This is a genomic window from Streptomyces sp. NBC_01198, assembly GCF_036010485.1.
Taxonomy (GTDB): domain Bacteria; phylum Actinomycetota; class Actinomycetes; order Streptomycetales; family Streptomycetaceae; genus Actinacidiphila.
Genome location: NZ_CP108568.1, coordinates 1,367,550 through 1,391,239 on the forward strand (window position 1 = coordinate 1,367,550; position 23,690 = coordinate 1,391,239).

A 23,690-nucleotide genomic window follows, 5' to 3' on the forward strand; every position below is an offset into this window, starting at 1 on the left:
CGGTCAGCGCCTGTCTTTGCGGTCCTTGGAGGCTCGGTCTGTGCTGATGATCAGCATGCCCACCGAGAAGCTGACGAGGACGAGCGGAAGTAACCACACATCCGTCCAAGGCCGCCCCTTGTGAAGTTCGATCGGCACCCACAGGCCGAACATCCGGGTGGGCGGCCCCCTCGATGACCAGCCAGCTCTGCCGCTGTTGGGGATCAACCGCGTCGGGGAACTGGTAGCCCGCAACGCCCAGTTCGATGCCGTGCCCGTCACTACCGATCAACCTCATCAACTCAGCATTCCACGCTACGAAGTCGCCAGACGACGGGGCGAGCGGCGGCGGCTCGGCGCTACAAGTCGTCGCGAACGGGGGGCTGGCCGGCGATGACGCTGTGGCCTTGCTGGCCGCCGCCGCGAAGGCCGGATGCCAGAAAGTCGTCGACTGGCTGGTCCTCCATGACGTGGACGTGACGCGCCTCTGGGACGGCGGCAACGCCCTGGCCGCCAGCGGCGACGACCACAGCGTACGGCTGTGGACCAACACGGCACCCGGTCCCCAACAGGAAATCGACCGGATCTGCCGGACCGCTCGGGACCTCACCACGACCGTACGCCAGACCTACCTGCCGGGACCACCTCGCCAGTCTGCCCGTCCTGATCACCGGCCAAGGGCCTGTCCACCCAACGCCGACTGCACCACCACCGGCGGCACCACCGCCATCAACACCTACGACACCGCCGACCGCCGGCTACACCTACGACGGGCTCTGTAGAACGATCCGGGTAACTCCTGATCAAGGAAGATGTATCGATGACCAGCGACAACGTGACGAGGCCGAGGGCCTGCGGCTGACCGGCAAGGGTGGCCTGCTCCGGCAGCTGACCAAGCGGCTCCTGGAGTCCGCCCTCGAACGCGAGATCACCGACCACCTCGGCTACGACAAGCACGACCCTGCCCGGAAGAACGGCGGCAACAGCCGCAACGGGACCCGGGCCAAGACCGTGCTGACAGACGTCGGCCCGGTCGAGATAGCCGTGCCCCGCGACCGCGAGTGTAGCTTCGAGCCGAAGTCTGGCCGAGGTCTATGGCGCCCTGGTCTGTGGTCCGAGGTTTCCCGCCAGACGATCTCTACGATCACCGACAAGGTCGTCGACGAGATGGCCGGGTGTCAGAACCGTGCCCCTGCCGATACCCCCATCCGCCCCCAGTCCGGCAGGGGCCTGGCCGAACTGGACGAACTCCAAGTCGGGCGCTGAGTGTCAGACCGAGTTGGGGTCGAGGCGATCGGACGGCACACCGTTGTTGTACGTAGCGATACCCATGCCCATCGACCAGTCTGCGGGGGCAACGGTGATGAGGTTGAAGAAGACGTCCTCCCGCCGGAGGTGCAGCTTCTCGTGCAATTCGTCTACGACGGCCTTGAAGTAGTCGCCCTTTTTCTCAGGGCTGGCGCCGGCAATGAAACTGAGTTGGATGAAAACGCAGTCCTCGGACCGGTAGATACTGAGGTAGTCGGGGTCATAGAGGAAGTTCTCGATTTTGTGCTCGGTGATGACCTGGAAGCGATCTTCAGGAACGCCCAGATGCTCGATCATCTTGTCGTACACGACGTTCGCAATGGTCTGTCGGTACTCTACTGACTTACCCTCCACGAGGTCGACCCGTGCGAGTGGCATGACAAACGTCCTTCCCTTGCGCAGATGGGCGCGGTGCCATCTCTACGATGCGAACCTAATCACGGGCCCGCAGGTTTCCGGCAGCACGGTCGGGTGTGTCCGGCATGTAGGTGCAATCCGGGCGGTGTGCTTCTCGTCTTGCTTCGCCCGTGCACCCGTGACCCCGCCGAGGCGCCGTTTCGATGGGGTCCCGAACGACGGCATCCGATGGCCGCAGCAGTTCCCGACGCAGTTCATTTCAGTGATCAGTAATCGCTTGAACTGCGGGTACGCGGTCCGCCCGGTCGAGTTCACGGTTTGCCGGCGGCCAGGCGCAGTTCGTTATCACGACCAACGTTGAGCCGAACAGCCGTAGGCCGCCACCATCGAACGAACACCCCGGGCCGCCGGTGAGGTCCGCGCGCGCCGCGAGACCAACCCGCGACGCGAGTGTTAGCGTTGCGGGGTTCCTCATCCTGTTCCGAGAACGATACGTATGGCTGCCGGCACTTCCATAAGAGCACGGGCGCCACGCTGCGTCCGTCCAGCCTCTCGTCGGAGGCCAAAATGGGCCATCCTCGGCTACGGCGGGGAGACACTATGTCGGAGTCTTCCAATGGGCTACAGGGCGAAGGTTGTCTGATGCGGCACCAGGCCGCCCCACCGAAGTGACCTGTTCCTGCACATCATCGAGGCGGGGTGCACTGACCTGGTGCTTGTCGGCATGACCGGTTCCCTGGCGGGCCGCGTCGTCACCGGAAACTCCGACGCCTTCTGGGGCCCCGACGCCTCGTCGGCCGCTGGTTTCCTGGCCTGATATGAACGCCGGCTCGACCACCTGCTCGCTGGGCGCGACAATCGCGACTTGAACTGACCTCGCCCGGCCTGCGAGCGCCAGTCGACCTCGTCCGCAGGCAGCACCGCAACCACGAGGATCCGTCACGGCTCTGAGAGTCCGGCCCGAGCATTCCACCTGTGCAGCGTCTCCGGCGGGAGGATCCTGCCGAACACCGAGCCGGCGAAGTGCCCCGCAGCGACAGTCGTGTCGGGGTCTCGGTACTGCTCGAGCAGCGCCCTGCGTGTCCTGGTGCCGTGCTCGGCGTCGACGTCGAACCGGCAGTTCCAGTGGGTCTCGCTGACCTGCGCCTGGGTGTGCATCACGTCGCCGAGGATGAGCAGTCGCTGGGGCGTCCTGACGGTGTCCGTGACCAGCAGGCTGGTATGGCCGGGGGTATGACCGGGGGTGGCCACTGCGTGCACTCCCGGTACGGGTTCGTCGCCGTCAGCCATGAACTCGATCACGTCGGCGAGTGGCTCCTGCACGGCCACCGGATCGGGACCGGTGATCTCCGCGGTGCCTTTCCAGTGCTCCCATTCGGCGCGGGAGACGAAGTGTCGCGCGTTCGGGAACGTCAGGTTGACCGGCTTCCGGTCGTCAGGTGCGTTCGGCGCGGGGGCGACGTTGCCTGTCCAGCCAACGTGGTCGTGGTGCAGGTGCGTGAACACCACGGCATCGATGTCCGAGGGGCCCAGCCCCTCGCCTTGGAGGCTGTCGAGCAGAAGCCCACCGCGGAAAGTCGCCAGGCCCGGCACCTCGAAGTCCACCGCGCCCAAGCCGAGGTCGACCAGCACACGGTGCGCCTTGGTGCGGATCAGGAACGAGCCGACGCTCACGGGCAGCCGCCCGTCCCTGTCCAGGTACGGCGCGAAAGCGGCCCAGCCGTCGGCTGTGCTGGTGGGGAAGAAAATGGTCGGTTCGAGGTGGACCTCGCCGTCGGGAAGGTAGGTCACCGTGGTGTCTCCGACTCTCACTTGGCTGCGGGGAGCGGGGTCGAGCATGGCGTTCTCCGGTTCCGTCGTCCTGATGTGCCTGCGTGCTCGGTCTACGTTTCTCTACTCACCATTGGTGAGTTCCATTGACCTTGCAAGTACGTACTTGCAAGTGCGTTTCCCCACGTGGGAGCGGCCTCATATTGCTCTCATGACTCTCCGGTGGTTAGCTCGACCCATGCCATCGAGACCAGCTCCACGCCCCCGCCCCGGTACTCGCAGGCCTGCCCGCGCGCGGCTGGCCGACGGCCACCTAGCGAACGTCTACACGGCCGCATGCCCGTCCCGGCAGGCCCTCGACCGGTTGGCGGACAAGTGGAGCATGCTGCTGATCGGCAGCCTCGAGGCCGGACCGCGACGCTTCGGCCAGTTGCGTGACCAGGTCGACGGCATCAGCGAGAAGATGCTGACCCAGACCCTTCGCAGCCTCGAACGCGACGGCCTGGTAACCCGCACGGCGAGTCCGGCCGTCCCGCCGTCGGTGACGTACGAACTCACAGACCTAGGCCGTTCGTTGAGTGAGCCGATGGCATCGGTGCGTGCGTGGGCGGAGCGCTACATCAACGACGTCGAGCGCTCTCGCGAGGCGGCGGACGCCGTGTCGGGTCTGCAGCAGCCCACCCGCTGAGCCCACTGCTCGGCTCCGGCGGCCTGGTCGGTAGCGCTCTGGCGCAGGGCAATTCCAACCTGATCGGCTTGCGGCCAACCCCGACTTCCTTCTGGCCGCGGTGGGCCAAGAAATGGGCCTGGCCGGCGTAGTGGTGCTGCACTACGCCTCGATCGTCGAGTGCGGGATGCGGACCGCGCTCGCCACCCGTGACCCGTTCGGCAAGCTCCTCGACGGCGGGCCGTCGCCGGCGTTCGCGCTCCAAGTGTTCGTCGTCGCGGGCGGCGTCATGGGCCTCATCCCGCTGACCAGCACGACGGTGCCCTCGTCGTGTACGGGGGCTCCCCCGTGATCGCCAACTGGGCGCGTTCTTGGTGCCGTACGAAGGGTGAGAGGCGGGCCGTATTCTCAACGCGGACGTCGAAGCCATCCTCCCGCAGCCGAACCACCGCAGCGTCCAGTAGCGGGAGTGTCTAATAAACGGCGGATCTGTTGATCATGGAGACGCCAAGTGAGTGAGATGACGATCGAGCACGAGTCCGCGCCTGAGCTGGCCGGTGTGGCCTCGTCGGACGAGCAGTTGATCGCGATGCTGGTCGACCGGGCCCGGAGCGAGGGCGTGCAGTTGACCGGTGCCGGCGGACTGCTGCAGCAGTTGACCAAGCGGGTGCTGGAGTCCGCGCTGGAGGGCGAGATCACCGACCACCTCGGCTATGACAAGCACGATCCGGCCGGGAAGAACAGTGGCAACAGCCGTAACGGGAGCCGGGCGAAGACCGTGCTGACGGACGTCGGGCCGGTCGAGGTGAAGGTGCCACGGGACGTGGAGGGCAGCTTCGAGCCGCAGATCGTCAAGAAGCGGCAGCGTCGGCTGACGGGCGTGGACGAGATGGTGCTGTCGCTGTCCGCGAAGGGCCTGACCCATGGGGAGATCTCCGCGCACCTGGCCGAGATCTACGGCGCGGAGGTCTCCAGGCAGACCATCTCCACGATCACCGACCAGGTGATGGACGGGATGGCCGAATGGTCCAACCGGCCGCTGGACCGTGTCTATCCGGTCCTGTTCGTCGACGCCATCAATGTCAAGGTCAGAGACGGCAAGGTCGCCAACCGGCCGATCTATGTCGTGATGGCAGTCACCGTCGAGGGCACCCGGGACATCCTGGGCATCTGGGCCGGCGACGGCGGCGAGGGCGCGAAGTACTGGCTGCAGGTGTTCACCGAGTTGAAGAACCGGGGCCTGGACGACGTGCTGATGCTGGTCTGCGACGGGCTGAAAGGCCTGCCCGACGCGGTCGAAGCGGTCTGGCCTCGAACAATTGTTCAGACGTGCATCGTTCACCTCCTGCGCAACAGCTTCCGCTACGCGGCCCGTCAGGACTGGGACAAGATCGCCAAGGCGCTCAAGCCCGTCTACACCGCGCCGAGCGAGAGCGCCGCAGCCGAACGCTTCGGAGAATTCCAGGACGCCTGGGGGAGGAAGTACCCGGCGATCATCAGGCTCTGGGAGAGCGCCTGGGCCGAGTTCGTACCCTTCCTCTCCTTCGACGTCGAGATCCGCACAGTCATCTGCTCGACCAACGCCATCGAGTCCGTCAACGCACGGATACGCAAGGCCGTCCGGGCCCGCGGACACTTCCCCACCGAGGCCGCCGCCCTCAAGTGTGTCTACATGGCGCTGACGAGCCTCGACCCGACCGGCAAGGGCCGCAAACGCTGGACCATGCGCTGGAAGGCACCCCTGAACGCCTTCCAGATCGCCTTCGAGGGCCGGCTCACCCCGACCAACAACTGAACCCCAACAACCAAGATCAGCCGTTAACTGGACACACCCCCTCGTGCTGCCGATCGCGAGCGTCCGGAGTCGTTGATCCTTGTTGCCGATGTGTCCAGCTTCATTTCAATCCGTTACCTGCGGCGGTGGTCCAATCCGCCGTCGACTATTTGACGGCGACGACATCAAGTGTGCGGATGTCTGGCGTGGAGGCGAGCAGGTCGGGAGATCCGGCTGATGGTTTGTTGCATTTGTCCGGCGAGGTGGGTGTCGCGGGCTCAGCCTCGAAGGTATCGAGGATGCCGTAGTTGCTGTCGTTGATCTTGAATGCATACCACGTGACGGCGCCCTGCTCGGCCGGCGCCAGTTCACGGCCTGCTTGCAGGAATTCGGCCAGCTCATCACTCTTGCCCAACACCGCAAGCGGCCCAGCGTCGGCGGCTGGACCGCCTGCGGGTGACGGGTTCGAGGGCTTTGTTCCGGGGGAACGTGGGGCCGAAGCGCCGCGTCAGGCGGTGGCGTGGCAGCGGATACGGTCGATCATGGCGTCCAGCACGGCTTCCAGGGCGACGGTGTCGCGCCGGGCCTGGGTCATGAGCAGCCCGCCTTGCAGGGCGGTGAGCAGGGCCAGCGCCAGGAAATCAGCGTCGGCGTCCTCGCTCAGCTCACCGCGGGTCCGCATGGCGATGAGGCCGTCGCGGATTGCGGACTCCCACTGGCTGTAGCCAGCCATGATCTCGGTGCGGGCCTCCGGATCTTGGTCGGACAGCTCGACGGAGAGGGATCCGATGGGACAGCCACCTTCGCAGTTGCCTGCGCGTTGGGCCTCGACGATCGCGTCCCGCCACGCCTCCAGCGCTCCGAAGCTGTCCAGTTGGCTCAGCAGCGGCCGCTGGGAACTCAGCACGTCTTCGGTCTGGTACGTGATCACAGCCTGGACCAACGCTTTCTTGCTACCGAAGTAGTGGTACAGCTGCGAGGGACTGGTGACCCCGGCGGCCTTCAGCACGTCCTCAGTGCTCGTCCCCGCCACGCCGCGCTCGAACATCAGCTTCGCCGCGGCGGCCACGATCCGGTCGCGGGTGGCCTGGCCCTTCGCGGTGAGCCGCTGCGGTGACGTACGAGTTCCCATGTGATGAGCGTACCAAGTTCCTGGAATCGGCAGTCTATATTCTGCCGCCTGGACGGAGCCCATCGCGCGGACGCCACATTTTAGACTGTATACTCTATTTCCGACGAGCGCGCGCACCGGATCGAATCTCGGCTGGCCGACTGCCCGGCCACCACCGGCGAATCCGGAGAAAATCCCATGTCCAGCACCGGCCCCCGCGTAGTGCGTCAGTCGCCGCCTCGCCGAAGGCGTCCCCCTCGGCATGGCCCTGGAATGCCTCACCGCCGCCGACATGGCCTACCAGAGCGCCCCCGCCGGCTGACTCGGGGGCCAGGGCACCGTCAAACCAGGGCGAAGCAGCGCAGTCGCAGGGAAAACCCCGAGACGGCGACGAGCAGGCCCGCGCTAAGCAGGGCGATGATGCTCGGGGCCGAGTTGAGCACGGAGTGCAGCAGGAAACCGGCGATGACCAGGACGAGGACCACGGCCAGCGGGGCGAGATGAACCAGGAGTCCGTTCTGCGTCAGGCCGGCCCGGCTGCCAATGATGCTGTTCGGCGGCTCCGCTGTGGAACGGAATGCAGATTCGGGATCCGCGGCGACCACCGGACCGGTTCATGCGCCCAGCATCTACCTTGGGAGTCAGCTGATCTGGGGCCGGCCACCCGAGTAGAACAGCCGAACGTTGTAAGTGCCCTCGTTCAGTAGCCAGGGGTGAACAACGAATCGACGCGCTCCGCTCTGGTGCATCGGATCGCTCTCGGCGATCTCAACTACCTCTTCCCGGGAGGACGCGCGATAGACGAAGAGACCCTCGCCGTTCCACTGCTCCTCAGCATCGTCGGCCAACGGCCCGGCGGCGAACATGATCCCATCATTTTCCAGGCGGGTCTGGTAGGCCACGTGGGGATCCAGGTTCTTGAGTACCGGGCCGAGGCCACTGGTCGGTTCGGAAATCACAACGTAGAGCCGGAGTGCCAGCAGGTCGTGTTCCTGAGACCAGGCCACGAGCTCACCCCAAGGCATGCGATGTTCGGTAATGCGATCCTCCAGCTGATATGATATTCGATAGGGCTTTTCACGCTGTCCTGCGGAATGTAATGCAGCGGACACGGCGGTGTCCAATGCCGAAAATGATGGTGAGCGATACCTTTCAAACCCGACACATACTGCGGGCTCGTCACTCGGTCCGCCCTCGTCGTCCCCAAAGGAACGGTACAGATTCGTCCTCGTTCCGCGCGAGACGCTATGCCTACGTGGAACCATTCAAGCCGGCTATCTCCGGGAGATCCGGCCGCTCCCAGGGATCAGAGCACGAGGACAAGCCGCCCGGCCGAGCAGGCCCGACCGGGCGAGACTGATCTCAAGACCGCTTCCTGTGCGGTGAGGCAGTGCCGACGCCCTAGCCTGCGTGTTTCGCTTGCCACGGTGTCCGGATCTTGAGCGGGAACGCGAAAGTGCCTTCTGAGCTGGGATGATGAGGCTTGTCTAGGGCTTCTGTCACCACAACGAGAAGGCGCTTTCTGCGTGCAGACTACCGGGTCACGCCCCAAGCTCGTCGTGTCCGCCGACGGTCGCGGGGTGGTCAGCCATGCGGGTTCCCGGCTGCTGGCCGACCTCGCCGATGCCACCGGCCTGACAGCGGCCTTCACTGACACACTGCGTGGGCTTCGGCCGCGTGGCACCGGGCACGATCCGGGCAGGATCGCGGTCGATGTGGCGGTGATGCTCGCCGACGGCGGCGAAGCCATCAGCGACCTGGCCCTGCTACGCGACCAGGCCGGCGTCTTCGGCCCGGTCGCCTCCACCGCGACTGCCTGGCGTCTGCTGGCCGCCCTCGACCCGGCCGCCCTCGCCGGACTGCGCTCGGCCAGGGCCGCCGCCCGGGAGGTCGCCTGCTCCAGGCCGCCGAGACAAGGACCGGCATACCCGCATCCCGGGCCGGTGGACGTGGCCTGCCCGGCCTGGTCCTGGACATCGACGCCACCCTGGTGACCTGCCACTCCGACAAGGAGGAGGCGGCACCCACCTACAAACGCGGGTTCGGCTACCACCCGCTGCTGTGCTTCCTGGACAACACCGGCGAAGCCCTGGCCGGCGTGCTGCGGCCAGGCAACGCCGGCGCGAACACCGCCAGCGACCACATCACCGTCCTGGATCGGGCCCTGGCCCAGATCCCCGACGCCCATCGCCACGGCACCCCGATCCCGGTCCGCACCGACAGCGCAGGAGGCGCGAAAACCTTCCTCGCCCACCTGCGGGCCCTACAAGACCGGGGCATCCGCACCTCCTTCTCCGTGGGATACGCGGTCACCGAACCGGTCCGCCGGGCGGTCCGGGCCCTGCCCGACCGGTTCTGGCACCCGGCTCTGGAGCAGGACGGCACCCTGCGGGCCGGCGCCGAGGTCGCCGAGTTGACCGGCATGGTCGACCTGACAGGCCACCCCGACGGCACACGCCTCATCGTCCGGCGCGAGCGTCCGCACCCCGGAGCGCAGTTGTCGCTGTTCGACCTCGACGAGGGCATGCGCCACCAGGCCTTCCTCACCGACACTCCCGTCGGTGAAGGCCCGCTGCAGTTTCTGGAGGTCCGCCACCGCGGGCATGCCCGCGTCGAGGACCGCATCCGCTGCGGCAAGACCACCGGCTTCGGCCGCTTCCCCTCCCGCCATTTCGCCATCAATCAGGCGTGGCTGGAGCTGGCACTGACCGCCATCGACCTGCTCGCCTGGGCCCAGACCCTCCTGCTGGACGGCGAGTTGGCCGCAGCCGAGCCGAAGAAACTCCGCTACCGCCTGCTCCACGCAGCCGCCCGCCTCACCCGCGGAGGGCGACGCCTCCACCTGCGGATCGCCGACACCTGGCCCTGGCGCCACGAACTGACCACGGCATTCACCCGCCTCGCGGCCCTGCCCGGACCCGCCACCTGACCCAACGACCAGTCGCTGTCCGCCCACGACCCGAGGACCCCTGGAGCACCCGACCCGAGCGTCGGGCCAAAGCCATACCCACCCATCCACAAACGGCGACGACCACCGAAAAGGAGGCACCAGCCCAGCTCAGCCGAGCCCAACCGAAACAGCGAGGCTAATCGTTCGCTGGACTCGGTGCCCTTGCGGGCGATACGGACGCCGATGTGCTTGCCCCATCACCATTTGCGCAGGTGGGGACATCGTAAGCCTCGTCGGCGTGCAGTCGCTGAGGCTTGAAGTGCCGGCCGCGGTGGGGGTCGTGCCTCGTTTGGTGACCCTCGACCACGGGCCTCAGGGCCTGGCCGTCGTGGGTGTTGGCGGCCGAGACGCCGACGAGAAGGGGCAGTCCGTTCGCGCCCGACAGGACGTGCATCCTGGAACCAGGCTTGCCCCGGCCCACGGGGCTCGGACCTGTGAGTTCGCCCCCCTTTTCTAGCCCTCACACGGGCGGAGTCCAGCACGACGCGTGACAGGTCGAGTAGACCTTCGTCGTCCAGTCGGTGAAGGATCGCTTCGTGCAGCCGGCCCCACACACCGGCACCGGACCAGGAATCGGTGGTGCGCGGTCGACTGTGTATCCCGAAGCAGGGCGGCAACGCCCGCCACGCGCACCCGCTGACCAGCACGTAGATGTTCGCCGCGAACAACGTCTCATCAGGCGTGTCCTGTGTCCCGCCGCCCTGCGCCCGCACTCTGGACGGCGGGATTCCGGAACAATCCAACTCCAGCTGCCAGGCGCCGTGTTCAGTCCAACGACTCGCCACCACATAGGGCACCGTCTACTGGGCACCAGGTGCTGCGATGCTCCGCGTCCCGGTCGCATCAGCGCACCGCTTGAGCAGACGAGGGCGCGGCGACGCCACATGGAGTGAAGTTGATCACCCCGGCCCGTGGTGCTCCTTCCGCTCCCAGGCCGTGGTCCAGGGCCTCCCCCAGCCTGTTGCCGCAGACGTCTTCGAGACGTTCGGAGACGAGGAGGCGGTGCTCCCCGGCGCGCCACGGATGGCTCGGGATGATCCGCGCTGCGGTTCCGTCCGGTGCGGGTGACACATGCGTCCGAACGACCTCTCCTGAAGGGGCCAGGACTGCGATCTCGTCCTGGCAGAGGGCGGCGTCCATCACCCTGTCGAAGTTCACGACGACGGGATCAAGGCTCCCCGCCGGCGGGGAGACGAGACTCCAGTGGGTCTCGTCGACCGCCTCCAGCACTGGATCGCTGACGCGGAAGGTATGGCGCGCTGTTTGCCCGAGCGCCGTGACGACGAGGCTGTACGTCCGGCCGACGACCAGCGCCGCCTCGTGGGACGGGTCCGCTCCCAGACCGCGTTTGATCCTTCCTGGCTCCATCAGGACCGTCAGACGGCGCCCGTCGACGGACCAGAGCTCAGAGGACAGGACGAGGAAGGGCTCACGCACCACCTGTTCCTCCTGATCCAGCAGCCAGAGGCGGTCACGATCGAAGCGCGCCTCTCCCGGCCTAGGAAAATGTAGGTAGAAACGCAGGGTGTTGGCGGGCAGGACCCCGGCTTGGGGAGAGATGCGGATGGGCATCTCTGGGGAAGTCCGGATCGGCTTCTCTGGCGCACTCAACGTTGAAGCCCGCGGTTCACGCCGTCACCTTGTGCGTGCTCTCCGCGCCCGGGAAATCCATCTCCACCCAGATCTTGTCCAGCCGCGCGGGGAGCGGGGCGACCATCAGGGTCTCCAGCGTCAGATCACCGGTGTCCGCGTAGCGGGTCAGCGAGACGAAGAAGCGGTCGCTGAAAAGGTCCGCCCGCAGGGACGATCCGACGAACATCACCTGTTTGCCGACCGGCCCGGCCGGCATGAAGGGGGACTGGTCCAGCATCGGGCCCTGGGCCGGCCGGTTCTCGGGGGTGAAACCTCCGGCAGAGCGGATCCCCGAGAGCGGCACCACGACGGGGCCGCGGCTGACATTGGTGATGAACAGCTTCTCCTCGTCCCCCTCGCGGTAGGCGATCATGCTGATGGGCTGGCCGTTGCCCATGTCGCCGATCGTCTTGCCCCTCACCTTCGCTCCGTGCTTGAGCTCTGAGACCGGGATGGTGACGAGCGGGCTGCAGGCGTAGGCGGCGATGAGGGTGTCCTTGCCGTCAATGGTGGCGAACTGCATGGTTCGGATCGGTGCACGCGTCTCGTACTGGCCGTGGGCGACGTGGTAGATCTCCAGTTGGGTCTCGCTGGTGCCCCCGGTGAACGGGTAGGGGATCCGCCGCAGCGTGGAGGAGAACTCCTGGTTCGAGACGCCGGCGACGAACACCTGTCCGGCGTGGAACTTCAGGTCCACGATCGTCATGGACCGCAGCGGCGTTCGTGCCTTCTCGTCGAAGTAGGCCGCCGGCGGCATGGGGAAAATGCCGGCCCGGGACTTGAAGGTCTCGCCCTCGTCGGGAACGTCGGACAGCTGGTGCACCGTCACGTTCGACGAGGAGAGGTCGAACGGGCGGACCTCGCCGGCCAGTGAGACGCTCACGACCGCGGGCTCCAGGCGATCGCCCTTGCGCACCCCGACTGACAGGTACGGCTCGCGCGTCACTGGATGGACGGCCATCCCGTTCATCACCAGGCTCTTCGCCGTTACGCCCAGCGCTTCGGCGATCTTCTCGTCGATCGACTCGAAGAGGAAGGGATCGAGCGAGGCCGGAGCCTTGCCCCGGTCCGTCTCGAAGGCGAAGACGGCCCCCCGCTTACTGTCGCCCACGAAGAGGACCCCGTCGGGGCTGAAGGTCAAAGCTCCCGCCGACCGCGGGGTGACTTGGTCAATCGTTTCCACGATGGTCTCCTGGCCGCTCTCAGCGGCGTACCACACCCGGCAAATTTTGCAGGGATCACTCTATTCTATGGCTCAAGATTGGAGTGTCAACTACAAAAATGCTGGATGAACCGTGGTGGACCTTTCGGGCACAGTGTCGCATAAGGTCATGTTCTCCCGGTCGGCATGCTGGGCCGGGCGGCTTGTCTTCGGACCTTGATCCGTGGGAGTGGGTCGGTGGCCGGGCGCCTTGGATGCCGGCAACTCTCCCCACTGAATTTCGACTGTTCCGGCAGGTCAGGTGGTTATTTGTCAGACCTGTTACGGCTCGCGCACCCGCCCAAACCGCATGGCGGACCGCGTCGGCCCTTCAGTTGCCCCGCACCCCCGCAAACGGGTAGACCGGGGCGCCACCGTCCGCCCCACCGGGGCGTCCGGTCCGGCAGCAACGGCTCGATCCGCGCCCACTGCGCGTCGCTTAACGGCACACCCAGAGGACTCGCCGGTCGCCTCCGTGCCCGGCGCCCAATCAGGAGCGCACCACGTCGGTGATGACGTGGTGCTTGCTGGCCGGCCGTGCACTGTCGACCGGGCTCGGCCCGCTTTTGGGCCGCGCCGGGCCTCGCGCGGACACTCGGCGCCCCGCGTCAGTGCCCCAGCGTCACCCGCAACCCCGGCTGAAGCAGATCCGCGTGGGCGCGGACCAGATCGTCGCACAGGTCCCAGATACGCTCGACGGGCAGCGCCGCAGCGGTCGCCGGGTCGATCATGGCGGCTTGGCGGATCGAGCGGGGGTCGTCCTGGAGAGCGGCTCGGACGACCAGGTCGTTCATGCTGAGGTAGCCCCGGTTGAGCGCGGCGCACTGCGCGGGAAGCGCGCCGATCCGGGTCGGCTGGACTCCCAAGGCGTCGACCAGGCAGGGGACTTCGACGGTCCCGCCGGCCGGCAGGTTTTCGATCAGGCCGTGGTTGGGCACATTGCCGTAGACGGTGCGGGGGACGCCGGTGGTGATGCTGTGGATGACCTGCGGCGCGTACTCCATTGTCCCCTCGACCGGCAGCGGGTCGCCGGCCGCGAGCGCCGCCCGGGTGCTCTCGTAACTGGCCACGTTCTCGGCCACAATGTCGAGGTATGCGCCCACCGGCAAGCGCAGCCGGTCGAGTTCGCTGTCATGGTGCAGGTACCAGGGGACGTATTCGGCGGAGTGCTCGCTGGTCTCGGTCGGGTAGTGACCCAGCCGCCGGTACATGTCCACCCGTACCCGGCGGCGCAGTTGCGGGTCGCCGGCGATCAGGGCGTCCAGCCGGGGGTAGAGGTCGGCGCCGTCATGCTCGAAGCGGAGCACCCACGACTGGTGGTTGACGCCCGCCGCAAGGTAGTTGATCTCTTCGAACGGGACCCGCAGCAGCTCCGACAGGTCCCGCATCGTCCAGTACACCGAGTGGCACAGGCCCACCACCCGGGTCAGTCCGGTGGCCTGGGTGAGGTACTGGACGTTCATCGCCATCGGGTTGGTGTAGTTGAGCAGCCAGGCGTCGGGGCAGACCTCGGCGATGTCCGCGCCGAGCGCCTTGAGCACGGGAAAGGTGCGCAGCGCCCGGAAGATCCCGCCGGTCCCGAGGGTGTCGCCGATGGTCTGGCGCACTCCGTAGCGGGCCGGGACGTCGAAGTCGGTGCGGGTGGATTCGCCCATCCCGACCTGGATGATGTTGATCACGAAGTGCGCGCCGGCCAGTGCGGCGCGCCGTTCGGCGTGCGCGGTGATCCGCGGCGCGGCGCCGCGTTCGTCCGCGATCCGGCGGGCGGCGCCCTCCGCGGTGGCCAGGCGTTCGGAGTCGATGTCGTGGAGCGCGATGTGCGCGTCCTTCAGCTCGGGGAAGGCGAACAGGTCCGCCAGCAGCCCCTGGGTGAAGACGACGCTGCCGGCGCCGATGAACGCGATCTTGGTGGGAGTCATCATGTGTTCTCTCCGTTGCGGGTTGCGGCTGCCAGCGCCTCGGTCCAGGTCGGCTGGGCGGCGGTGCCACCGTGCGCCCGGGTGGACAGGGCCCCGCAGGCGGCCGCCAGGTCGAGGGCCTGCCCGAGGGGCAGGCCGGCCAGCAGGGCGCTGACGAAGCCGGCGTCGAAGCTGTCGCCGGCGCCGACCGTGTCCAGCGGCTCGGCGGGAGTGCCGGCGGTGGCCACCAGGGTGTGCCCGTCGTGGGCGAGGGCCCCGTCGGCGCCGTTCTTCACCACCACCAACGGTCCCCGGGCGGCGAGTACAGCTGCGGCCTCGGCAGGCGTGCGATCGCCGGGGCCGGCCAGCGCGAGTGCCTCGGCGGCGTTGGGCAGCAGAATGTCGGTGACCGCCAGCAGCTCGTCGAAGCCGGGTGGCGCCCACCGGCCGCTCGGGTCGTCGTTGGTGTCCAGGGACGTGGTGGCGCCGGCGGCGCGTGCGGTACGCAGCAGGTCCGGCAAGGCGTCGGCGAGCTTGGGCAGCAGGAAATACGATGCCGCGTGCACGTGCCGGCAGCCGGCGAGCAGGGCCTGCGGTACGTCGTCGGCGCAGGTGGCGGCCAGGGTGCCGGCCGCTGTGAGGATGGCGCGGTCGTCGCGGCGGTTCAGTACGGCGGTGAGCGGGGTGGGCAGGTCGGGGTCGAGCCGCAGCGCGGTGGTGTCCACGCCACGTGCGTCCAGCGCGCCGCGGACGTAGCGCCCGGCGTCGTCGTCGCCGATCCGGCCGGCGAAGGCGGTGCGCAGGCCGAGCCGGGCGGCACCGCAGGCCATGATCGCGGCGGAGCCGCCGAGGGTGAGCCGGCCGGTGTCGACGAGTTGCTCGCGCTGGCCGAAGGCGAGCGCGGTGGTGAGCGGTCCGAGGACGACATCGGGGTTGGCGTCCCCGATGACGAGCAGGTCGAAGTCGTGCGGCATCGGTGTCCCGTAATGGTGGAAGAGGCGGTCACGAGCGGAGCAAAGGCGGGGCGGTTCCAGGGGCGGCCCCAGGGACAGCACCGTGGGGCGGCTCAGCCCTTGAGCCCGCTGGAGGTGATGGACTGGATGAAGGACTTCTGCGCGGCCAGGAAGGCGAGCAGGACGGGGGTGATGGTGATGGCGTTGCCCGCCATCACCGCCGACCACTTGGTGTGGTGCTGGCCCTGGAAGGTGGTCAGGCCCAGCTGCAGGGTGTAGTGCACGTCGTGGTTGATGGCGATCAGCGGCCAGGTCAGATCGTTCCAGGTGGCCAGGAAGGTCAGAACCGCGACGGTGCTCAGCGCCGGCCGCGACAGCGGCAGCACGATCAGGAACAGCACCCGCAGCCGGGAGCAGCCGTCGATCCAGGCCGCCTCCTCCAGCTCCCTGGGCAGCGACAGGAAGAACTGCCGCAGCAGGAACACCGCGAAAGGAGTGACCAGCGACGGGACGATCAGCGCGCCGAGCGTGTCGATCAGACCGAGCTTCTTCATCACCAGGAAGGTCGGGATCATGGTGAGCTGGAACGGCACCACCATCGTCGCGAGCATCAGCGTCAGCACCGTACGGGACCCGGCGAACCGCATCCGGGCGAAGGCATAACCGCCGAGCGCGCCGAAGAGCAGGTTGGACCCGACCGCGACCGCCGAGACGATCAGCGAGTTGGCGAACCAGCGCGGGAACATCGCGTTCCCCAGCACGTACCGGTAGCCGCCCAGATTGATACCGGACGGCCACAGGGCGGGCGGGAAGCGGTTGATCTCGGCGTCGCTCATCACCGAGCTGAGCAGCAGCCAGATCAGCGGCACCGCGAAGAGCAGGGCGAGCGGCGCGAGCAGCAGGTGCCAGGCGCTGAACGGCAGCCGCCGGCGCCGGGTGGCCGCGGGCGTCGGCACGGCGGCGGCCTGCGGCGGTTGGCCGGCCGGCGACTGCGTCGCGGAGGTGGAGGTGGAGGTCATCGTGCCGCTCCTTCCAGGCCGACGGGGGTGATACTGCGGCGCCGCACCAGGCGGGCCGCGACGGCGATGACGAGCAGGGCCACCGCGAGCGCGTACGCGGCGGCGGCGCCGTAGCCGGCGGTGAAGTTCTGGAACGCCTGCTGCCAGATGAAGTAGACGATGACGCTGGTGGAGCCGATCGGGCCGCCCTTGGTGGTGACGTACACCAGGTCGAAGACTTGCAGCGCGTTGATGGTCTGCCACAGCAGCAGGAAGACGCTGACCGGGGTGAGGGTCGGCAGCACGATGTGGCGCAGCAGCTGCCGCCGGCCGGCGCCGTCCAGTCGGGCCGCCTCGATCAGGTCCCGCGGTACGTCCTGGAGCGCGGCCAGGTAGATCACCACGCAGAAGCCGGTGCTGCTCCACAGCGAGATGCCCACCAGCACGTACAGCGCCTGCCCGGGGTCGGTGAGGAAGCCCTGCGCGGACAGGTGCAGCGAGTGCAGGACGGAGTTGGCGGCGCCGAACTGCGGGTCGAGGATGAAGGAGAAGAGCACGCCCTGGGCGGTGTCGGAGATGACGAAGGGGACGAAGATCAGGGTGCGGTAGATCCCGACCAGCCGGATCCGCCGGTTCAGCGCAAGGGCGAGGGCCAGCCCGAGGACCATGGTGAGCGGTACGTACAGCACGGTGTACCGCAGGGTGTTGCCCACCGCCTGGCTGAAGTGCGGGTCCTTGCTGAGCGCCCGGTAGTTGTCCAGGCCGACCCAGCGGCTGGGGGTCACCAGGTCGTCGGCCTTGAAGGACAGCAGCAACGACCAGACCACGGGCACGGCACTGAGACCGAGGATGACCAGCACGGCGGGCGACAGGAACGCCCACGCGGTGGCCGACTCGCGGCGGCGGCTCCGGGCGCGCAGCCGGACACGGTCGGTGTCGGAGAGGGTGAGCGGGGCGGGCAGCGGGGGCATCGCGGGCTCCTCAGCGCGGGATGAGCAGGGCGGCGTCGGCCTCGTCGGCACAGCGGCGCAGGGCTTGGGCGGGCGTGCTCCGGCCGAGCAGGACTGAGACGATCGCCTGCCCCAGCGACTCCGAGATCGCCGGGTAGGCGGGGTGCGCCGGCCGGACCCTGGCGGTCTCCAGTGCCCGGGTGAAGACCGGCATCCCCTCGATGCCGGTCTCCTGGGCGCGCCAGGCGGGCAGCTTCTCGGTGCTGCGACTGAGCGGCAGGCTGCCGGCCTCGATGTCCCAGCGGACGTCCTGCGCGGGCTGCGTCAGCCAGCTGACGAAGGCGCGGGCCGCCTTGGCACGGGCGCCGCCGTTGTCGAACACCGTCCAGGTGTCGGGCCCGGAGATGGTCAGCGGTTTGCCGCTGTAGCTGGGCAGCGGTACGACGTGGTAGTCGATCTTCGCGGTGATCATGTCCGGCAGTCCCCAGGGGCCGGTGGCGACCATGCCCATCCGGCCGGAGTTGAAGACCTGGTACATCTGCTCGCTGCCGGACTTGGGGTCGATGTAGACGCTCTTGGCCCGGGCCAGCGCCTGGACGGTCTCCAGGGCGCGGACGCCGGCGTCCGCGAAACCGATGCCCTTGCCGTCCGGGGCGACCACGTCGCCGCCCAGGTCCCAGATCATCGGCCACAGCCGCCACACGGTGTCCTCGTCGCCGGCCCCGGGCCAGCCGGTCCCGAAGCTCCCCCGGCCGGCGTCGGTAAGCTTGGCCGCGGTGTCCTGGAACTCCGCCCAGGTCCAGCCGGGTTGCGGCAGCGGCAGGCCGGCGGCGCTGAACAGCCGTTTGTTGCAGACCACGGCCAGCGAGTCGAGCAGCGCGGGCGCCGCCCGGACCCGGCCGTTGACGGTGACCGCCTCCCGGGCCGGCGTCCAGTAGTCGTGCCACGGCACCGGCAGGGCGGTGACGGTGTCGGTCAGGTCCACCACCCGCGGGCTGCGGGCGATGCCGGCAAGGTCGGAGCCGAAGATGTAGGCGATGTCCGGGTACGAGCCGGAGGCCAGTGCCGCGGTCACCTTCTGCAGCATCGAGTCGGCCAGCACGCCGGCGCCGGGGCGGACCCGGATCCGCGGGTGGGTGCGGTTGAAGGCCTTGACCAGGCCCTCGATGGCGGCGCGGCCGACGTCGGTCTGGCCGTGCCACAGCTCGATGGTCACCAGGCCGTCGGCGCCGACACCGTCACCGGTGTCCGCGCCGCAGCCGGCCAGCGCGGCGCCGAGGGCCGCGCCGGAACCCCGGCGCAGGACACATCGGCGCGACGGCCGGGCAGGAAGGGAACGGCCGACAGCCATCGGACCTCCAGGGGAACGGAACGGAAAGCGGATCGGCGGGCCGGTGTCCGGCCGAGGGGGCACCGGGGCCCGCCGGGCCGCTCGCGGCGGTTGGGTTCAGCAGGCGGCGCGGACGTATCCGCTGGTGCCGAGCGGGACGACGTCCACGTCGCGCCGTACGACGCTCAGCGTGCTGCCCCAGCTGGTGCACGCCTTCTTCAGGCCCTTGGCCGTGTACTCGATGACGATGACGTGGTTGCCGTAGGCGGCGGTGTAGTCGCCGCACTCGGTGTAGTCGGCGCACTCCTCGGCGATGGCGAAGTCCAGGCCGTTGACGGTGTGGTCGCCGGAGAGCTCAGCGGTGTTCTTCTGGGCGATCGCCAGTCTCTTCAGGTGCGCGTGGGCCGACAGCAGCTGGATGTAGGCCTCGGCCTGAGCCTGGGTGAGGTAGCTGGGGAAGCGGTCGAAGGTGTCGAAGTTGTCGGGTTCGACGGCCTGGTAGCCGGCCGCGGCGCACTGGTCGATCCAGCCGTCGACCTTGGCGGCGATCCGCTGCCGGTTACCAGCGGTTCGGATGTCGAGCACGGCCTCGTCCCAGCCGGGGTCCTTGACGATCTTGCCCTTGGCGTCGTGCAGCAGCAGGTCGGCGTCCCACTGGCTCTCGGCGCCCTCCTGGGTCTGAAAGGCATTGACGTAGCAGATGTTGTAGAGGCCGGCGGCGGGCGCCGCGTCATGGTCGCGGCTGACCACCGCCACACCGGCCGGCGGGGTGTAGGGGCCGCCGATCTGGTAGTCGAAGCCGGCGTGCGCCTTGGGCAGGGTCACCGTGCCGGCCGCACCGGCCGAAGAGGGGCTGAGCATCGGAACTGCCGTGGCCATGGCGGCTGCCGCGGTGATGGCGATCCAACGACGTCGGGGGGTTCGCATATACGGGGTGCGCATCATCGGTCTCCGGATGATGGAGGGTACGTCCCCGCCTCGGAAGCTGACAGCCATCCTGGCGACTCAGTCCGGGCTTACGGCGCGGGGGCCGTCCACCGGCTAGGCGTACCTCTGCGCCGCGTGCTCGATTCGGCGTTGCGGGAAGTAAAGCGACTGGCGTGGGCGGCGTCAAGGCTTTGTATACGCAGGGCTGTTCTGGCCGCCCGGCCAGCGGGGCCGGTGGGCGGCGAAGTAGGCGCCGACGGCCGTCACTGCCGTCCGGACCGGCACGAAACTCGTCGGGGTCATCACGTACCTCCCGTCAGCAGGAAGTTGACGGCAGCCACGCCACCGCGTGACACCGCGGCGAGGCCGCCCGCGGTCGCGCCGACGGCGTCGCCGTACTCCACCGCGAAGGCCCACCCGGGCCACCTCACCCACCCGGGCGATGCAGCGCGCCCCACTGCCCAGCGCCTCCTGCGCCAAGCGGGGGCGGGCGTCCTCGCCCTGAACGGAGCCGAGTCGCGCGGCAAGCGCGGCGGGCGGTATGCCGCGTGCGAAGGTCACGCAGTCGACCAGGTACGGCTCCAGCAGCCGCCCAAGCCGCCGGACACGGCTGTTCCCCCTGATGATGTCTCGTACCCGTGCCGGCCGGGACAGCGAGCCGATGGCCGGGGTGATCGACTCCCAGTCGGTCAAGGCCGATGCCGTCGTCGGATCCCACAGCCGCGGCTTCGACGGCGGCAAGCTGATCAACGGCCGCAAATGACACATCGTGGTCGACACGCTCCGCCTGCCGCCTGGCGTGATGGTCACCGCCGCGGATATCGGGGACTGCGTCCGCGGCTCAGGTCCTGCTCCAGCAAGTGGGCGACGCGCACCGCCGCCCGGCCCTGGTCTGGGCCGATGACGGCTGCGCCGGAAGCCTCACCGAGCACTGCTTGGCCGCACTCGCCCTGGTCCTGCAGGTCGTCAAACGCAGCGACAACCAGAAGGGCTTCGTATTGCTGCCCAAGCGGACTCAGCCACGGGCGGTGGGGTCCGCGGGGAGGGTCCGGGCGAGCAGCAGGGCGATGTCGTCGTCGCTCGGCCCCTCGGACACCAGGGCGTCGATGACCGAGGCGCACACGTCGTCCAAGGCTGCGACGGGACAGCCCAGTGCGATCCGTAGCCGTTCCAGACCCGCGTCGATGTCACTGTGGCGGGTCTCGATCAGGCCGTCGCTGTAGAGCGCCAGCACGCTGGCCTCCGCCACGTAGGTCTCGACCTGCTCGAAGGTGCCCAGGCCGACCCCGATCGGTGTGCCCGGGTGCACGTCGGCGAACTCGACGGACCTGTCGGGCGAGATGATCGCGGGTGGGGGGTGTCCGGCGCTGGCCATGGTGCAGCGCCGGGTGGCCGGGTCGTAGACCATGTACAGGCAGGTGGCCCCGATGTTCGGTATCGCGGAATCGTAGTCGGCGGGGTCGTGGGCCAGCTCTTCGACTACGAGTTCGTCCATGAGTGTCAGCAGTTCGTCGGGCGGCGTCCCGACTTTGGTGAGGGTGCGGACCACGGTGCGTAGCCGTCCCATGGTCGCGGCCGCGTTGATGCCGTGGCCGATGCAGTCCCCGACCACCAGTGCGACCCGGCCGCCGGGCATCGTGATGACGTCGAACCAGTCGCCGCCGACGCCGCCGTGGGTGTCCGACGGCAGATAGCGTGAGGCCACCTCGACCGCGTCCCCGCCCGAGAGGTGGTGCGGCAGCAGATCGCGTTGCAGGGCGAGTGCGGCGGTTCGCTCGCGGGTGTAGCGAAGGGCGTTGTCGAGGCTCAGCGATGCCCGTTTCGCCAGGTCTTCGGCCAGGACGAGATCGGCTCTGGTGAAGGGGACCTGGTTCTCGGTCCGGACGAAGACGGCGATGCCGAGCATCGATCCGCGGGCCTGGAGCGGGACGATCATCAGGGAGTGCATCCCCGTCGCGTGGATGACCCGTGCCCGGTCGGGGTCGTTGTCGAGCCAGGTGCCCGGAGAGGTGTCCAGGATCGGTTCGAAGTGGGATGCCCGGCTGTGCAGCACGGCGGTGAAGGGAGACGTCGGCGGGACGTAGACGGGGGTTCCGCGCCGCCACAGGGACTCGCGCAGGTCGGAGTGGATGGACGCGACCCCGGCGCGGTAGAAACCGGGAATCCGGGTGTCGGTGGACCTGAGGTGCTCCAGTGGTTCCTTCCCCAGCGGGATGGCATCGGCCAGATCGACCGTGACGTAGTCGGCGAGGCGCGGCACCACGGTCTCCGCCAGTTCCTGGGCGGCGGCCATGGGGTCCAGGTTGGCACCGATACGGTTCTCCGCCTCGCTGAGCAGACTGGACCGTCCCTGCTCGGGCCTCTCGCTGACGTTCATCACCACCGAGCACACGCCCAGCGGCAGGCCGTCCGGCCCCTCCAGGCGGATGAAGGAAACCCAGAAATAGCGGTCGTCACCCTCCGCCGCGGCCGGCCACAGTTCGTGACCGAGCAGGGGCACGCCGGTCTCCAGGACGTGCGCCATGGCGGATTCCAGGAATGCGGGATGCCGGGTGTCGATGAGGTCCGTGACGTAGCCGCCGAGCTCCGGACCGGTGCGGAAGATCTCCCGGTGCTGGACGCTGTCGTTGAACCAGACGCAGCGCAGGTCGCGGTCCCAGATGACCATGCTGACCGGCGCATGCCCGAAGAGCGCTTCCAGCGCGGCTGGGTATGGGCCGGGCCGCGCGGACGGGCCGGGCGCCCAGACCAGCCACCCGATGCCGCCGTCACCGTCGTGCAAGGGCGAGACCCGCAGGGTGGCCGCAGTTTCCCGGCCGTCGCCGTGACTGATCCGCGTGCGCCCCGACCAGGGACTGCCGGCGAAGAGCTCGGCGGGGCCAGGACCATCCGGAGCCAGCAAGCGTGCGACAGAACGATGGATCACCTCGTCGGCCGGATAGCCCCACAGCCGCTCGGCGCCGCCCGTCCAGGCGGTCACCCGCAGGTCGGCATCGACTACCAGGAGTATGTCCACCAGCTCGTCCTCAGCCCCGTCTCCTGGGGATGCGGCGGAGTGATTAGCGTACATTCACGCTCCTTACCCGTTATGTCCACAGGTAGTCCGTCGGGGAGTGCGGGAAGCGGTGTCGGATACCGCTCACGAACTCGATCAGGGAGCGCTGAACACGGACCTGCCGCCGCGAATCCTGGACAGGACACCTCCCCTCCCGCCTGCAGACCCTCCACGCGGAGCCACGGAACTGCCTAGCCCGGGTCACGGAGGAGATCGAGACATACTGGGAGCTGGCGCTGGCCCCGTACTGGACGCGGATCCGGGCGGTGCTCGACGCCGACATCTTTTACCGGGCCCGGCAAGCCGCCGAGCACGGCACGGGCCCCGCTCACCCGGGTGACATTGCCGGAGCCGCCGCAACTGGCCTACCCGGCGCGCGGCGTCGGCTCCCCTGTGGGACCCCCGGCCCGTCCGCAGGACCGATGCTGTCGCCGCCGTTCTCGGCCGCTCAAGGGCTCTATCGGCGGGCGCCAGCGGACATGGCGGTGGCGTCCTCCTGGGGTCCGAGCCAGACCGCGTCCAGCACACCGGTCCAGGAGGTGCGACCGCTTTCCAGGGCGACGACGAAGGAGTAGGGCCAACCCGGGATGAACTGTGCAGCATTCTTCGCCCGCCCGTGGACGTGGCAGAACAGCCGCTCCGCGCCGGGTCGCCGCGTCGAAGCGCAACCAGCGGCTGACGTCTACGGCCAGCCCGATCCGCCCGTCGGCGGTTCGGGGCAGAGGCAGGGCGGCCGGCGTCACTCTCAGCCGGTCCAGCTCGACCCGGCCGCAGTCCAAGGCGTCGTAGAGGGCGTTGTGCCCGCGCCGGTGCTCGGGTGCCAGCGCCAC

General features: G+C 68.5%; 20 protein-coding genes and 5 pseudogenes. 7 read left to right on the forward strand and 18 right to left on the reverse strand.

The window, feature by feature from the left end; genetic code table 11:
• The first annotated feature begins 386 nt into the window (after positions 1 to 386).
• Both OG702_RS06100 and OG702_RS06105 read left to right on the forward strand, forming a co-directional pair.
• Positions 387 to 761 (forward strand): hypothetical protein, encoded by a 375-nt coding sequence (locus OG702_RS06100; RefSeq protein WP_327287850.1) that lies wholly within the window; start codon positions 387 to 389, stop codon positions 759 to 761.
• Between the two features lie 4 nt (positions 762 to 765).
• Positions 766 to 1,056 (forward strand): annotated as a pseudogene (locus tag OG702_RS06105) (transposase); the annotation flags it as partial.
• 192 nt (positions 1,057 to 1,248) lie between these two features.
• Here OG702_RS06105 and OG702_RS06110 read toward each other — a convergent pair.
• Entirely contained in the window at positions 1,249 to 1,665 is a 417-nt protein-coding gene (locus OG702_RS06110; RefSeq protein ID WP_327287851.1) for a tautomerase family protein, read from the reverse strand.
• A gap of 918 nt (positions 1,666 to 2,583) precedes the next feature.
• Positions 2,584 to 3,435 (reverse strand): MBL fold metallo-hydrolase, encoded by an 852-nt coding sequence (locus OG702_RS06115; RefSeq protein WP_327287852.1) that lies wholly within the window; start codon positions 3,433 to 3,435, stop codon positions 2,584 to 2,586.
• 361 nt (positions 3,436 to 3,796) lie between these two features.
• Here OG702_RS06115 and OG702_RS06120 point away from each other — a divergent pair, with 361 nt between their 5' ends.
• The 3 genes and pseudogenes from OG702_RS06120 (at position 3,797) to OG702_RS06130 (ending at position 5,876) form a co-directional block, all read left to right on the forward strand.
• The gene (locus tag OG702_RS06120) at positions 3,797 to 4,102 is read left to right on the forward strand and encodes a winged helix-turn-helix transcriptional regulator (RefSeq protein ID WP_442814312.1); all 306 of its coding nucleotides are present in this window, start codon (positions 3,797 to 3,799) and stop codon (positions 4,100 to 4,102) included.
• An 11-nt stretch (positions 4,103 to 4,113) separates the two neighbouring features.
• Positions 4,114 to 4,447, forward strand: a pseudogene (locus OG702_RS06125) (FtsW/RodA/SpoVE family cell cycle protein); the annotation flags it as partial.
• A gap of 223 nt (positions 4,448 to 4,670) precedes the next feature.
• Positions 4,671 to 5,876, forward strand: coding sequence for an IS256 family transposase (locus OG702_RS06130; RefSeq protein WP_327293104.1), 1,206 nt, complete (start codon positions 4,671 to 4,673; stop codon positions 5,874 to 5,876).
• Between the two features lie 145 nt (positions 5,877 to 6,021).
• Here the strand turns inward: OG702_RS06130 and OG702_RS06135 are convergent, their stop codons facing one another.
• The 4 genes from OG702_RS06135 to OG702_RS06150 form a co-directional block, all read right to left on the reverse strand.
• Positions 6,022 to 6,270 (reverse strand): hypothetical protein, encoded by a 249-nt coding sequence (locus tag OG702_RS06135; protein ID WP_327287854.1) that lies wholly within the window; start codon positions 6,268 to 6,270, stop codon positions 6,022 to 6,024.
• A gap of 93 nt (positions 6,271 to 6,363) precedes the next feature.
• The gene (locus tag OG702_RS06140) at positions 6,364 to 6,987 is read right to left on the reverse strand and encodes a TetR/AcrR family transcriptional regulator (RefSeq protein ID WP_327287855.1); all 624 of its coding nucleotides are present in this window, start codon (positions 6,985 to 6,987) and stop codon (positions 6,364 to 6,366) included.
• A 320-nt stretch (positions 6,988 to 7,307) separates the two neighbouring features.
• Complete coding sequence (locus OG702_RS06145; RefSeq protein ID WP_327287856.1) at positions 7,308 to 7,571, reverse strand: hypothetical protein; 264 nt, start codon at positions 7,569 to 7,571, stop codon at positions 7,308 to 7,310.
• Positions 7,572 to 7,607: 36 nt separating this feature from the next.
• Positions 7,608 to 8,090 carry a YciI family protein gene (locus tag OG702_RS06150; protein ID WP_327287857.1) on the reverse strand — a complete coding sequence of 161 codons (483 nt, stop codon included), beginning with the start codon at positions 8,088 to 8,090 and terminating at the stop codon, positions 7,608 to 7,610.
• Positions 8,091 to 8,462: 372 nt separating this feature from the next.
• On the opposite strand from OG702_RS06150, the pseudogene OG702_RS06155 reads away from it, so the two are divergent.
• Positions 8,463 to 9,895, forward strand: a pseudogene (locus OG702_RS06155) (IS1380 family transposase).
• An 89-nt stretch (positions 9,896 to 9,984) separates the two neighbouring features.
• Here OG702_RS06155 and OG702_RS06160 read toward each other — a convergent pair.
• The 10 genes and pseudogenes from OG702_RS06160 to OG702_RS06210 form a co-directional block, all read right to left on the reverse strand.
• Positions 9,985 to 10,713 (reverse strand): annotated as a pseudogene (locus tag OG702_RS06160) (transposase); the annotation flags it as partial.
• 46 nt (positions 10,714 to 10,759) lie between these two features.
• Positions 10,760 to 11,488 carry a hypothetical protein gene (locus OG702_RS06165; protein WP_327287858.1) on the reverse strand — a complete coding sequence of 243 codons (729 nt, stop codon included), beginning with the start codon at positions 11,486 to 11,488 and terminating at the stop codon, positions 10,760 to 10,762.
• 55 nt (positions 11,489 to 11,543) lie between these two features.
• Positions 11,544 to 12,731 carry a hypothetical protein gene (locus tag OG702_RS06170; RefSeq protein WP_327287859.1) on the reverse strand — a complete coding sequence of 396 codons (1,188 nt, stop codon included), beginning with the start codon at positions 12,729 to 12,731 and terminating at the stop codon, positions 11,544 to 11,546.
• Positions 12,732 to 13,357: 626 nt separating this feature from the next.
• The gene (locus OG702_RS06180; protein ID WP_327293105.1) at positions 13,358 to 14,668 is read right to left on the reverse strand and encodes an alpha-glucosidase/alpha-galactosidase; all 1,311 of its coding nucleotides are present in this window, start codon (positions 14,666 to 14,668) and stop codon (positions 13,358 to 13,360) included.
• Entirely contained in the window at positions 14,668 to 15,621 is a 954-nt protein-coding gene (locus tag OG702_RS06185; protein WP_327287860.1) for a carbohydrate kinase family protein, read from the reverse strand. The genes OG702_RS06180 and OG702_RS06185 overlap by 1 nt, the downstream gene beginning before the upstream one ends.
• Before the next feature lie 92 nt (positions 15,622 to 15,713).
• The gene (locus OG702_RS06190; RefSeq protein WP_327287861.1) at positions 15,714 to 16,619 is read right to left on the reverse strand and encodes a carbohydrate ABC transporter permease; all 906 of its coding nucleotides are present in this window, start codon (positions 16,617 to 16,619) and stop codon (positions 15,714 to 15,716) included.
• Positions 16,616 to 17,569, reverse strand: coding sequence for a carbohydrate ABC transporter permease (locus OG702_RS06195; protein ID WP_327287862.1), 954 nt, complete (start codon positions 17,567 to 17,569; stop codon positions 16,616 to 16,618). The genes OG702_RS06190 and OG702_RS06195 overlap by 4 nt, the downstream gene beginning before the upstream one ends.
• A gap of 10 nt (positions 17,570 to 17,579) precedes the next feature.
• A complete protein-coding gene (locus OG702_RS06200) occupies positions 17,580 to 18,899 on the reverse strand; it encodes an ABC transporter substrate-binding protein (RefSeq protein WP_327287863.1) in 1,320 nt (439 codons plus the stop codon).
• A 96-nt stretch (positions 18,900 to 18,995) separates the two neighbouring features.
• Positions 18,996 to 19,820 (reverse strand): endo alpha-1,4 polygalactosaminidase, encoded by an 825-nt coding sequence (locus tag OG702_RS06205; RefSeq protein WP_442814692.1) that lies wholly within the window; start codon positions 19,818 to 19,820, stop codon positions 18,996 to 18,998.
• Positions 19,821 to 20,107: 287 nt separating this feature from the next.
• On the reverse strand, positions 20,108 to 20,236 hold the full coding sequence (locus OG702_RS06210; RefSeq protein WP_327287865.1) for a hypothetical protein: 129 nt from the start codon (positions 20,234 to 20,236) through the stop codon (positions 20,108 to 20,110).
• Positions 20,237 to 20,427: 191 nt separating this feature from the next.
• Here OG702_RS06210 and OG702_RS06215 point away from each other — a divergent pair, with 191 nt between their 5' ends.
• Complete coding sequence (locus OG702_RS06215; RefSeq protein WP_442814313.1) at positions 20,428 to 20,568, forward strand: hypothetical protein; 141 nt, start codon at positions 20,428 to 20,430, stop codon at positions 20,566 to 20,568.
• A gap of 252 nt (positions 20,569 to 20,820) precedes the next feature.
• Here the strand turns inward: OG702_RS06215 and OG702_RS06220 are convergent, their stop codons facing one another.
• A complete protein-coding gene (locus OG702_RS06220; RefSeq protein ID WP_327287866.1) occupies positions 20,821 to 22,821 on the reverse strand; it encodes a SpoIIE family protein phosphatase in 2,001 nt (666 codons plus the stop codon).
• A 499-nt stretch (positions 22,822 to 23,320) separates the two neighbouring features.
• Positions 23,321 to 23,690 (reverse strand): annotated as a pseudogene (locus OG702_RS06225) (transposase); the annotation flags it as partial.

Excerpts from the sequence above, each read along its gene's own strand:
- OG702_RS06140 (WP_327287855.1), bottom strand. The coding sequence starts at position 6,987 with ATGGGAACTCGTACGTCACCGCAGCGGCTCACCGCGAAGGGCCAGGCC.
- OG702_RS06180 (WP_327293105.1), bottom strand. The coding sequence starts at position 14,668 with ATGACTCCCACCAAGATCGCGTTCATCGGCGCCGGCAGCGTCGTCTTC.
- OG702_RS06130 (WP_327293104.1), top strand. The coding sequence starts at position 4,671 with ATGCTGGTCGACCGGGCCCGGAGCGAGGGCGTGCAGTTGACCGGTGCC.
- OG702_RS06165 (WP_327287858.1), bottom strand. The coding sequence starts at position 11,488 with ATGCCCATCCGCATCTCTCCCCAAGCCGGGGTCCTGCCCGCCAACACC.
- OG702_RS06190 (WP_327287861.1), bottom strand. The coding sequence starts at position 16,619 with ATGACCTCCACCTCCACCTCCGCGACGCAGTCGCCGGCCGGCCAACCG.
- OG702_RS06120 (WP_442814312.1), top strand. The coding sequence starts at position 3,797 with ATGCTGCTGATCGGCAGCCTCGAGGCCGGACCGCGACGCTTCGGCCAG.
- OG702_RS06110 (WP_327287851.1), bottom strand. The coding sequence starts at position 1,665 with ATGCCACTCGCACGGGTCGACCTCGTGGAGGGTAAGTCAGTAGAGTAC.
- OG702_RS06200 (WP_327287863.1), bottom strand. The coding sequence starts at position 18,899 with ATGGCTGTCGGCCGTTCCCTTCCTGCCCGGCCGTCGCGCCGATGTGTC.
- OG702_RS06195 (WP_327287862.1), bottom strand. The coding sequence starts at position 17,569 with ATGCCCCCGCTGCCCGCCCCGCTCACCCTCTCCGACACCGACCGTGTC.
- OG702_RS06185 (WP_327287860.1), bottom strand. The coding sequence starts at position 15,621 with ATGCCGCACGACTTCGACCTGCTCGTCATCGGGGACGCCAACCCCGAT.
- OG702_RS06205 (WP_442814692.1), bottom strand. The coding sequence starts at position 19,820 with ATGCGCACCCCGTATATGCGAACCCCCCGACGTCGTTGGATCGCCATC.
- OG702_RS06215 (WP_442814313.1), top strand. The coding sequence starts at position 20,428 with ATGATGTCTCGTACCCGTGCCGGCCGGGACAGCGAGCCGATGGCCGGG.